Below are 11,376 nucleotides of genomic sequence, written 5' to 3' on the forward strand. Positions count from 1 at the left end.
TTCACACAGAACCCTGACAAACAATAAGGTCCCAAGGCTCATCTACACTATAACTCTTGGGACCTTTTCAATAGGAACCGAGCTTGCTTTTGTTATTTGCGACACAACATCTGAAGTGGATCTGATTAATCAATTGAAGAACAGAAAACGAATGCCTCCGACTTATTTTCTGGACCAATCTGTTATTGTTTGCCGCCCTAGTGATGCTACATCCAAATAATTGCTGGATTGCCAACCAATCAATCGAAAGATTCGAAAGAGGCTCGGTCTACTGCCTAGCGACCCCCAAACGACTCAATCGACAAGACCACTACATGCAATCAAGAAAGTTCGTTACCACATAGCAGGAGGAGCCAAAAAGAAGGGACCTACCCAATACACGCGTAGGCTCCATGAAATCAACTTTGATCCCTCTTTTCCCATGCATCCTTCAATCGCCCGTAGGTAGAATCCAACGACTCTGGGAGAACCCTAATATTGGCTATCGTGGTCGCAAAGTTAGTATCGCCAATCCAACGAGGCACTAGATGAAAGTGTACGTGGTCATCGATCGCTGCTCCCCCGGCCTTTGAAATGTTCGCACCCACATTGAAGCCATCAGGATTATAGACGTCCCTAACGATGCCAATAGCTCTTCGCAACAATAGCGTATTTTCGATCGCCTCCTCTTGGGAAAGATCCAATATGTCGTTGTGATGAAGATAGGGAATAACCATGAGATGTGCAGGTGCATATGGATAGGCATTCAGAACCACGTAGTTTCCCTCACCGTAGTGCAAAACCAAGTTCGACTCTACTGTGTTTGGTTCTCCCAATTTACAGAGAATACATCCAAGCATCTCTTGTTTGGTGCTAACCCCTTCAACAAAGGTGCGTCGCCAACCAGCCCAGAGGATGTCGATCATTCGGTGACCACCAGTGGCGTTGGGACAAGTTCGCCGGAGATCTCATCCAAGAAGGCACTAAATAAGACATCGGTCTCTGGCTTATCGGATCCTCTTCTATTGACACCTACAGTCTGGGCAGCAACATCCCGGTCACCTACAACCAAGATGTATGGCGTCTTGTCCAACTTAGAGCGCCTGATTCGAGCCCCTAGTGGCTCATTAGCCCCATGGACAACCACCCGTGCTCCAATTTGAGTCAAGGCACGAGCAATAGACTCCGCATATTCATGGTTCGACTCTTTCACTGGAACAACCGTTATCTGGGTTGGAGAGAGCCAGGTTGGAAGAGCACCTGCATAGTGTTCGAGCAAAATTGCAAAGAAACGCTCCACAGAGCCAAAGAGGGCTCTATGGATCATATAGGGCCTCTTGCGAGTATTATCCGAATCGACAAACTCCATATCAAATCTCTGTGGTAGTTGCAGATCAACCTGCAATGTAGAGACTTGCCAACGTCGCCCAATCGCATCCTTTAGATGAATATCGATCTTAGGAGCATAAAAGGCGCCCTCGCCCTCTGCTCTAACATAGGGTATTTCCGACTGCGATAGAGCATACTCAAGTGCGTTAGTTGCCTCTTCCCATTCATAGTCCTCTCCAACGGACTTGGCGGGCCTAGTGGCAAGTTCGGCCTCGAAATCCTCTAGACCAAAGGCTTTAAGGAGTTCTATAATGAACTTCAAAAGACGAGAAAGCTCACCGCCAAGCTGCGAAGGTGCGCAAAATATATGTGAATCGTCCTGTGTCAATCCTCGGACACGTGCAAGGCCATGCAACACGCCGGATCTCTCAAATCGATAGACAGTACCAAATTCAAAGAGGCGCAGTGGAAGCTCTCTGTATGATCTCTGATGGGCCTTGTAGATCAGGATGTGCATTGGACAGTTCATCGGCTTGGGGTAGTAGGTAGCTCCCTCCATCTCCATTGGAGGATACATGCCGTCCTTGTACCACTCGAGATGGCCCGAGACCTCAAATAAGGTCGACTTAGCAATATGGGGAGTCCATGCAAACTGATACCCCCCAAGAAGATGCGATTTCTTGGAGAAGTCCTCCATCAAGTGTCGAATCAGCGCACCCTTAGGGTGAAAAACGGGAAGTCCGCCACCAATTTCCGGCGGAAAGTGAAAGAGATCTAACTCCATTCCAAGTTTACGATGGTCTCTTCGTTCAGCTTCGTCCAGACGAACTAGGTATGCCTCTAGTGCATCCTTTGACTCCCATGCAGTTCCATAGATGCGTTGTAGCTGATCTCGCTTTTCATCGCCCCTCCAGTATGCCCCTGCCACTCTCATTAGCTTGAATGAGCCCAAATATGAGGTAGACGGGACGTGTGGACCCCGACAGAGATCCACAAATGTCTCACTATTTCGATAGATAGAAACACCCTTATCACTCACGCCTTCGTTGGCGTCTTCGGAATCATCCAAATGAGCTACACCTTCGATGATCTCTCGTTTGAACGGTTGGTTTCCAAAGAGATCGAGGCCCTCTTGTATCGAGAGTTCCTCACGCACGAAACGCTGATTTGCCTTTATGATGGAGCGCATCTTTGCTTCGATGCGTTTCATATCCTCGTCGTTAAAGCGACCATTATCAACAAGAGCAAAGTCGTAATAGAAACCATCCTGAATAAATGGACCTATGGCGAACTTCGAGCCTGGCCACAGTTCTAATACGGCTTGAGCCAAAACGTGAGCTGTGGAGTGGCGTAAAATCTCCCGACCGGAATCCGAGTCGCCCGCGACTAAAACCACCTCATCGCCAAAGGGAGTCCGCGACAGATCGACCAATTCGCCATTGCACTCCATCGCCAGAATAGATCTTTTGTTCTTGATTTCCACGGCATTCACGACTTCGAAACCGCTAAGAGCCGAATCTATCTCTCTTGAGGTGCCGTCGGGGAGCAATACTTTCATAGTCTCTTTACTCTCTGTCTTCCCAATTATTTACAGACAAGTCTATCGCTCCATAGGCCCATGGCCAATAAGCGTCTCTCATAATGACTACCTGTAGAGAAATTCACGTTTTGGGGCAACTATCAAGAGGGTGTCTAAGCCAACGACACCAAAGATCGATATGCCCCAAATTCAAGTTCCCAATTTTGGCTTAAAGTACAATTCCTAAGAGTGCTGCGGCTCTAGTAACATCAAAGTTGGCCCTTGCGGCATCGTCGATGATCGCTAAAGCAGATGGGGCGTCCAGGTCATTTGCTAAAGCAGTACATACTTCTATAGATACGCCATTATCTACCTTGGCAGAGGTGACAGATCTCCAAAGGTTGATACGCTCAGTCGCGTGCTTGAGCATCTCCTCGTTCCACTCCCAATGGCTCCGATAGTGGTTTTCCATGAGCGACGCCCTCACGATGCCAGCGTCATAATCGGCTAGGAGATCACCAATAAAGACAAGATTTCCAAGAGACTTAGACATCTTCTCGCCGCCCAAGTAGACCATACCCACGTGCATCCAAACATCAACGAAGTCGTGACCTGTTACTACCTTGGATTGAGCAGCTTCACATTCGTGATGTGGGAACAAAAGATCGTACCCACCACCATGAATATCGATCTTATCTACACCCAATTCGCGCATAGCCAAAGCCGAACACTCAATATGCCACCCTGGACGTCCTGGGCCGAATCGTGAGTCCCAGAATGGTTCATCCTCGAGCGAAGGCTGCCATAGCACAAAGTCAAGTGGATCCTTCTTGTTCGGATCTTCAACGTTTCCGCCCCGTTCGGAAGCTATAGCGAGCATCTCTTTGCGATCAAGATGCGAAATCTCGCCGAAATCTGCATACTTAGATTGGTCAAAATAGACCGCTCCACCGCTTTGATACCCATAGCCAGCATCAATAATGCGTTGGATCATCAAGAGAATATCTGAGATCGCAGAAGTTGCTCGAGGCTCAACTTGGGGTGCCAAAAGGCCCAATGCGGTCATATCTCGATCAAATCTAGCGATCTCAGATGCCGCCAAATCTAGATAATGAACTCCTAAGCTTCGTGCTTTACCAAGAATCGAATCGTCGACATCAGTGATATTTCGAACCCATTTGACCTTATAACCCTCTTGCATCAAAGCCCGCGACAGAAGGTCAAAGCTCAAAAAGACAGCTGCATGGCCAAGATGTGACGCGTCATATGGGGTAATACCGCAACTATACATCGTCACCTGATCTCCACTGGGTGAAATCGTCTTCATTTTCTGCGTAGCGCTGTCGAAAAGTTTCATTTATTACCTGCCTCAATCCCTGAAAGTGAAAGTGAAGTCCGAGTCTTATACCGAATGTTCACATTTATCAGCACTGCCGTCATTGCCTCAATCGCCAATGCGGCAGATATATTCCCAGCATTGATCCCCCGACAACCTGGAATCTCATTCACAAGTTCGATAACGCTGGCAATGGCATCGCTGTCATCGGAGCAAACCAAAATATCCGAGTGCAGCGAGGAACCCAAATCGCCCAATTCCTTCGCAGGCGCATGGTGAAAGGCTCCAACGATACGAGCTCCAGGTACACAAGAAGCCAGATGTTGCGCTACTGAACCTCTTGGTAGCGTCAAAGCGTGCATATTGCGGCCATGCTTATAGAGGGCGTTCGCCATTGAAATGACGATCTTTCCCTGGACTTGCTGGGCCACACTCGTAAGAGTCGCCTCTGCGCCATCCCAAGGTGTTGCTACGACAACGATCTCAGATTGGGCTGCACTCAAGTTGTCACCGCCAACTAGTGTTCCAGTCAAGGCGCTCAAATCTAAGGTGTTGACGAACTCCTTAGCTCGTTCGGGATCTCTCGACCCCAAGGTCACATTATGGCCCAAAGACGCATATCTAAGGCCCAAAGAAGATCCTGCGGGGCCTGTCCCGCCTAGGACGCCAATCGATGGTTTCATACAATACCTCCAAATTCAATTCGCTACCTTATCAAAAGGCGCGACTCTGTGCCTTCAGTCCTACTAGCGTGCATGTTGGAACTTTTTAGGTTTTGCTTGCAAGGCTATAAGGATTGGAGAGACAAATGGGCATTCTCGACGGAAAGAAGATACTCATCACTGGAGTATTGAACGACCAATCGCTGGCTTTTTCAGCCGCTCAGGAAGTTCAATCCCAGGGTGGAGATGTAATTTTGACCGGCTTTGGCCGCGGGATGTCGATTACCGCACGAGTTGCTAGAAAACTAGCCGCAACGCCTGAGGTCTTAGAGCTCGATGCGTCCAATCCTGAGCACTATGTAGCACTAGCAAGTGCAATTGAAGCGCGATTTGGCCATCTAGATGGAATACTCCACGCCATCGGCTTTGCGCCGGCCCCGTGCCTAGATCCCGATATGTTTGTGGCCGAGTGGTCTGATGTGGCTACTGCGGTCCAAGTATCTGCTTATTCACTAGCACCACTAATCAAGCACCTCTTACCACTCCTGAAAAAGGGAAGCGATCCTTCAGTGGTTGCACTTGACTTTGACGCAACTCAAGCCTGGCCCGGCTACAACTGGATGGGCGTCGCCAAGGCGGCTCTTGAGTCCCTGACTCGTTATATGGCCCGTGAAGCAGGACGCGACGGTGTTCGAGTAAACCTGATCTCAGCTGGACCAATTAGAACCATTGCCGCGAAATCTGTCGGCGGATTCTCCGATTTCGAAACGATATGGGCCGATCGTGCACCCCTTGGATGGAGCGTTACCGACGCAAAGCCGGTGGCAAAGGCCATAGCTGCACTCCTATCCGACCTCTTCCCAGCCACGACTGGTGAGATAATCCACGTCGATGGTGGATTTCATGCCGTGGGAGCCTAAACAATAAGCGTTCCCTTTGAGAAATTAATGGAGTCTCGATGAAATCTCGTCTGAGACTCCAGTCAAAAACGAGCGAACCGTTGACTCGGCCATACGATGCATAATCAATTTGTCGATCTTTTCGCCAAAAGCACCTAGAGGAACTCGATAGCTTCCACGAAGCGCCAAACGAACATGTGTCTCGTCCACCCTAGAGAATTCCAAGTCACCTTCAAGACGAGGAAAGAGAAACTTAGCCGAATGGGACTCCCATGCAATAGGCAACAAAACGCAACCAAAGGCTTGTCGACTTTCGCCCATATAAACTTCGACTTGTTTTGAGATCAATCCACTGGGCCCAACACGAGTTACGAAGGATTGATCCTCTAAGATCTCGCGACTGGCGACCCCTAGCCATTTAGCTTGGTCAACTTCAAGTAGTGATACCACCTCTTCATATTTGGCTTCAAAATGGACGAAGTCAAAGATGAAGGTAGCTGAACCTTCTTCAATGTCACCAGACAAATCCTCGATAGCCATAGATCTCACCTACTCTCTCTAATTAGTAATACTCAATTGGCAACGCTTCAATTGATAACGTCGTCGCCGCGCAAAACCTAAATGTAGATCTCGTCGCTCTCTCGCAACTAAATCCCTTATTTCAACGATTTTTCAAACTCAATATACCCACCTGGGATTGCCGTACTATCAAACAACGGGAGAAACCAATGGGATTTTAGGGTCAAACTCTTTCGAAACTTCTAATTCGTACCCTATGATTTTGGATCAAATCCTCACTTTTGTATTAGGGGAAAAGGTCACAAAGATCATACGACAGCCTCTTGATAAGCACTTAAACCAGTTCAAAGGCTATATAACACAGCTCGCACTCACCGCAATCGACCAGGTAATCTCTCAGCTAAAATTCAGATTCACCAAAAATATCAACTTTTGAGAGCTTACAAAGAAAGCTTCAAATAAGATAATGGTGGTAATTTCAATCCAAATCGCCTTCCTCCTCGCCATTGTGGCCTCCCGCGCTAACAGTCTAAGGAGTCGTCTAGGTGTTTGAAAGAAAGAATTACTGTGGTCCTAACGCTACAAGCAAGCCAGCAGCCGGCCAATTATTTTACAGAACGTTAATCTTTGTAACCATCTGTTTTACCAGCCTTCTTGGTCCTCTCCCAGCAAGCGCATCTGCTAAGGCAACTTCGGGCAATGGGTCGTACACTATTACGCTCTATGCGCCCTCTCAGGTCGGCACGCCAGCGCTCCCTGGAAAGACGATTGTAGGCACAGGCGGAAAGCCGATCTACCCCGTACTTTTTCCAACCCTCACAACGGACTCCAAACAATTTCAAATCACGCCCTGCGTTGCGGTCTTTTTCAAATATTATTCGACCAAAGCCCAAGCCGCCTACGCCTACAACTTAAATCCACAGCTCTGGTTTACCTTGAATCGTCACTATGGACCATGTAAATCTCGCCAAACCAACTATCAAACCAGCCCGACACCACCAAAGGTCTCACAAAGTACCATTGTTGCCGAGGTTTCGCGGCTTCTGCCATCGCCAGCTCCGTTCATGACGCCATATTTTGGAATATTCGGTCTAGACAGTTACCTCAGCAGCGGCGCCAAATTCGTTGATCAAATATCGGTGTCTACAATTGCCGGAAAGGTCGTCGCGGTGGCTAGCGGGCAGTTGACGATCGACTACGGCGATGGAAGCACTCCATTTGGGCCAACTTCAAACTCTGGCGGTAAATATCCTCTTGGGGATCTAATACACCTCTACAAAAATACCGGTTGCTATAGGATCACAATCGTTGAAAATTGGAGTGTCAACTATTCAGGAGGAGGGAGTTCTGGTACCATTGGGGGAATCACCACCCAGGGCTCATTGAACAATTACTGCGTCTATCAAATGAACGCGCTTATGGTTCGATAAGGCGGTTATCTACTGGGCCACACGCTTTTGAGATACTACGCCCTCTTAGGGTTCTTCATTCGGTATATTTGGCTTTCGATCCAATTCAAAATCATTTTGATACAAACAATATCCAGACCAAAATGACTCTCAGCCAAGAGGTAGCGATCTCCCTGAGTGCTCAGTGACATTGGCTCTGGGTTGCATTGACACGCAACTCTGTGTTTGATCGAATTCTCAACTAGACCCAAGTGATCATACGAACCTAGACTTAATCCAAATCTAGGTTCGTAGGATCCAAGGAAATGGCCATATCCAAGAGCTCATCCTCTCCAATTTGAGGAGCTTCTACCTCACGGTATCCGTCTTTTGTCAAAAAGATAAATCTAACATCGTCAACTACAACCCCCAAATTGCAGCTTTGGGCCAACGCTTTGTAGAGAAAACCCTGGCCCTTATATCGATCAAGCGCCTCATTTACAAAGTCATCCTCTAGAGTCGATACCACTTTATAATCGAACAGTCTCAGGTGACCATCGATCACATATCCCAAATCAATGACACCGTGAACTTGACCAATACCCTCCAAGGTCGCCACTATTGGAAACTCTCGCATAGAATCTTTGGCGTTTCGAATGGAGGGGACCTCTAGCGCCACTTCAAGTATCGAACAGACCAAACCTATAGTGAGGGGATCTACCCCTAGATTCGAGAGAAGCAATTTAGAGCGATCCATCGTCTGGGCCGGATCATCAAAGATCGCTTCCGCCAAACATAAATGTACATAAGAGCCAACTTCGCTCCTAGAACTAGGTAAGGCAGACGTCGGGGTGCTCCCTTTAGATCTCGAATGCCGATAAGGTTTATCGACTTCAAGTTGCGAAGCGTTGATCCAAGTTCCACGTCGAATTGATCGCTCGATCTCTAAGCGGGCTTGGACCATCTCCTTGGTAGAGGCCATGGAGTGTGATCTAGTCATCGTGGTAGAAACCACTGGCCGTGCCAGATCGGTCTCGACAAAGTTAACCGCTTCTTTGGATAGAGCGACTAACAGCTCCCAAGTAAACCTTATGTTGGAGATATCGCTCGATCCCCAAAGCGTCTTAGCGGCGGCGATCTCATCTCCTGTGGCTGGGATGGTAACAAAAAGACGATCTTTGGCGCGGGTGGTGGCAACATAACAAAGTCGTACGCTCTCTGCCAAGTCCAACTCCTTTTCTGCGTTCGCTGCTTGTTCGTATCCATCGCTGTATGCCTCTTTATGGAACCTATAAGCGAGCGGAACCACCCCTTGCCCAAATCGATCCGAAATTACCTTTGCACCGCCTCCATAAACGAGGTGAGTTGAGCGATGCGAACGAGTAAGCGAACTCGCAGTGGAGGTCAATATGACCACCGGAAATTCCAACCCTTTAGATGCATGAATCGTCATGATCCGAACGTTAGAAGTGCCCAGATCACCGCCCTCACTCTCGTTGGTCTTTAGGTTATCGGCCATCTTCTTGGTCACGAAACTGACATACGAGCCAAGCTCGCCAGCACCCGTTGAACTCCATGAAAATGCCTCCTCCTTGACGTAGTCAAGACGCCGCCAAAGCTCCGGCGGATTACTGGTCGCAGATCCACGGACAACGAGCGAAAAGGAATCGATCACATGCAATAGACATTCATAGGCTGATCGAGTGCGGGCCCTATCATTTAGATCATCAAGAAAGGAGATAGCACCTTTCAATCTCTCAACTTTTTGGTCGAGCTCTGGGGTATGGGCTGCATAGAATCCCCTTCGGATTGCCTCAACCGCTCGTCCTAGGCTTCCATGTGGCAAAGATAGGTCGACCAAATCCTGATCGCTAAAGCCCATCAAAGAGGACCTAAGGGCATGAAATAGACAAAGTCCATCATATGGGCGGACTCCAGCTCGCAAAAGCATAAAGAGCTCTGAGATCAGTGGATCTGAATAGATTGAGGTTGACTTAGAAGATAGAAAATCAATACCTTGACCTCTCAAAGCCCAGAACAACTCATCCAAAATGGCTCGATCCGGAACCAAAATTGCAATGTCACCATATTCAACGGGCCTCAAGCCATCCTCACCCTGAATTAAATGCCCCTCATCTATCAATTTGTTGATCGTGGCGATTACTAGCTCCACTTCGACCTGGCGTCTTTGATCAGCAGAGATTCGAAACCCCTCATCAACGACTTGGTACTTTGAACTTGCTAGTAAGCTAACGGGCTCATATCGGTCGCTTCGCTGTCGCACAGATGCAAGGGGGGAGGCCGGCAATCCACTCGTTATTGCAAAGTAGTCCTCAAATGAGTCATTGACCCAATTGACTATCTCCTCATTCGATCGAAAATTGACATTGAGGTCGACTCGACTTTCCGCAGAAGTCGACCGAGCAACCAAAAGATAGCCATCTAGATCTGCACCACGAAATCTATAGATACTCTGTCTGGGATCCCCTACGAAAAATAGCGGCGCCAAAGGAGTTTTTTCCTGGGCGTCTATCGATCTCTCAAAAGTCCCAGAGAGTCGTTTGACAATCTCCAACTGAACAGGGTCAGTGTCTTGAAACTCATCAACCATAATCACCGAGTACGAATTGCGGATCTCGCAAACAAGTTGCGGTGGTGCGTCTCGCAAAAGCTCCAAACAAAGATTTAATTGATCTCCAAATGTGATCTTTCCCCCTCGTCGCCTCGCAAGGCGAAGCTCAATTACAAACCCACAAAGCACCGAAAAGACATTTTCACAAAGCGCCTCAGTAATTTTTTCCACCACACCCTGACGGCGATCTTGAATCTCGCGGATCATCTCAACGACAGCGTTCTTTTGGGGAGCACCTCCCCAATTGGCAGCCTTGCCCTTATTACCTGGTTTGGCCGTCGGAAAATAGGGTGCAACCCTTGAGGAGAGGTATAAAAAAGCTAACGACGGCTCAGAAGAAGAGAGAGCCTCTCTTAGACGTGCACCCGCATCAACCAAAGAAGAGACAAGTTGGGCCAAAGCATCTTGATCCGCAAGGGCATATTGGTATTGTGGGTTGGCGCCAAGGGCGTCAATTTCCTCAATGATCCCGTGGATTTCATCAAAAACATCGACGACCTCCTCCTGATAGTTAGTATCAGGTGCGCTTAAAGTCTCCTTTTTGTGTCGGTAATCGCCGGGGTCAAGCACTTTGTTATCGATCGACCGCGCCATCTCAAAGAGGTCGCTTGGCTTTATGCCAAGTTCGACCAAGAGGCTTATGGAGGTAGCAGCGACCGGATCACCAAAGACATCTACAAAGAAAGAGTCCCATTCCCTTTGAAAAAATAAAGCCTCTTCCACCTCATCCATCGTTGAAAAGACAAGTGGAAGGCCGACCTCGAGAGGGTTTGAAGAAAGAATTGAATTTGCTAACGAATGAATCGTTCCAATTGGAGCACTCCCCAGGAGATCAAGGGCTCTCTTGGCGAGACCGAAACTCTCGCCTTCTTGGGCAACCTTATCTAGGAGGCGCATCCTAATCCGATGGGCTAGTTCGGTAGCAGCGGCATCGGTAAAGGTAATAGCGGCGATCTTGGTTATATCCACACCCGACTCTACGATCGAAATAATGCGAGAGACCATTGAGGTGGTCTTGCCGGTCCCAGCACCGGCTCGCACGAATAGGGTCGAATCAATCTCACTGGAGATTCGAGAACGCGAATGACTATCTATTAATGGCTCTACCATCTA

The 11,376-nt window shown here is 48.3% G+C and carries 8 protein-coding genes; 2 read left to right on the forward strand and 6 right to left on the reverse strand.

Features of this window, described 5'->3' with window-relative positions:
- Positions 1-398: 398 nt before the first annotated feature.
- The 4 genes from ACIDITHRIX25_RS77010 to npdG all read right to left on the reverse strand — a co-directional run bounded on the left by ACIDITHRIX25_RS77010 (position 399) and on the right by npdG (position 4,846).
- Positions 399-905, reverse strand: a complete 507-nt coding sequence (locus ACIDITHRIX25_RS77010; protein WP_052604742.1) for an HIT family protein — start codon at positions 903-905, stop codon at positions 399-401.
- Positions 902-2,866 carry a threonine--tRNA ligase gene (thrS, locus tag ACIDITHRIX25_RS77015; protein ID WP_201733079.1) on the reverse strand — a complete coding sequence of 655 codons (1,965 nt, stop codon included), beginning with the start codon at positions 2,864-2,866 and terminating at the stop codon, positions 902-904. The genes ACIDITHRIX25_RS77010 and thrS overlap by 4 nt, the downstream gene beginning before the upstream one ends.
- Positions 2,867-3,056: 190 nt before the next feature.
- Positions 3,057-4,184, reverse strand: a complete 1,128-nt coding sequence (gene cysS, locus ACIDITHRIX25_RS77020) for a cysteine--tRNA ligase (protein WP_201733080.1) — start codon at positions 4,182-4,184, stop codon at positions 3,057-3,059.
- A complete protein-coding gene (gene npdG / locus ACIDITHRIX25_RS77025; protein ID WP_201733081.1) occupies positions 4,181-4,846 on the reverse strand; it encodes an NADPH-dependent F420 reductase in 666 nt (221 codons plus the stop codon). The genes cysS and npdG overlap by 4 nt, the downstream gene beginning before the upstream one ends.
- Positions 4,847-4,971: 125 nt before the next feature.
- Between npdG and fabI the strand changes: the two genes are divergently transcribed.
- Positions 4,972-5,745 (forward strand): enoyl-ACP reductase FabI, encoded by a 774-nt coding sequence (gene fabI, locus ACIDITHRIX25_RS77030; protein WP_052604745.1) that lies wholly within the window; start codon positions 4,972-4,974, stop codon positions 5,743-5,745.
- Between the two features lie 24 nt (positions 5,746-5,769).
- Here the strand turns inward: fabI and ACIDITHRIX25_RS77035 are convergent, their stop codons facing one another.
- Positions 5,770-6,264, reverse strand: a complete 495-nt coding sequence (locus tag ACIDITHRIX25_RS77035) for a hypothetical protein (protein ID WP_052604746.1) — start codon at positions 6,262-6,264, stop codon at positions 5,770-5,772.
- A gap of 524 nt (positions 6,265-6,788) precedes the next feature.
- On the opposite strand from ACIDITHRIX25_RS77035, the gene ACIDITHRIX25_RS77040 reads away from it, so the two are divergent.
- Positions 6,789-7,673 carry a hypothetical protein gene (locus ACIDITHRIX25_RS77040; protein ID WP_201733082.1) on the forward strand — a complete coding sequence of 295 codons (885 nt, stop codon included), beginning with the start codon at positions 6,789-6,791 and terminating at the stop codon, positions 7,671-7,673.
- A 250-nt stretch (positions 7,674-7,923) separates the two neighbouring features.
- Here ACIDITHRIX25_RS77040 and ACIDITHRIX25_RS77045 read toward each other — a convergent pair whose 3' ends face one another.
- Positions 7,924-11,373, reverse strand: coding sequence for a UvrD-helicase domain-containing protein (locus ACIDITHRIX25_RS77045; protein ID WP_052604749.1), 3,450 nt, complete (start codon positions 11,371-11,373; stop codon positions 7,924-7,926).
- Between the last annotated feature and the right edge of the window lie 3 nt (positions 11,374-11,376).

Source organism: Acidithrix sp. C25 (assembly GCF_904848545.2).

Bases quoted from the DNA above. Each gene is read 5' to 3' on its own strand.
- npdG (WP_201733081.1), bottom strand. From the start codon at position 4,846: ATGAAACCATCGATTGGCGTCCTAGGCGGGACAGGCCCCGCAGGATCT.
- ACIDITHRIX25_RS77010 (WP_052604742.1), bottom strand. From the start codon at position 905: ATGATCGACATCCTCTGGGCTGGTTGGCGACGCACCTTTGTTGAAGGG.
- ACIDITHRIX25_RS77045 (WP_052604749.1), bottom strand. From the start codon at position 11,373: ATGGTAGAGCCATTAATAGATAGTCATTCGCGTTCTCGAATCTCCAGT.
- ACIDITHRIX25_RS77035 (WP_052604746.1), bottom strand. From the start codon at position 6,264: ATGGCTATCGAGGATTTGTCTGGTGACATTGAAGAAGGTTCAGCTACC.
- cysS (WP_201733080.1), bottom strand. From the start codon at position 4,184: ATGAAACTTTTCGACAGCGCTACGCAGAAAATGAAGACGATTTCACCC.
- fabI (WP_052604745.1), top strand. From the start codon at position 4,972: ATGGGCATTCTCGACGGAAAGAAGATACTCATCACTGGAGTATTGAAC.
- thrS (WP_201733079.1), bottom strand. From the start codon at position 2,866: ATGAAAGTATTGCTCCCCGACGGCACCTCAAGAGAGATAGATTCGGCT.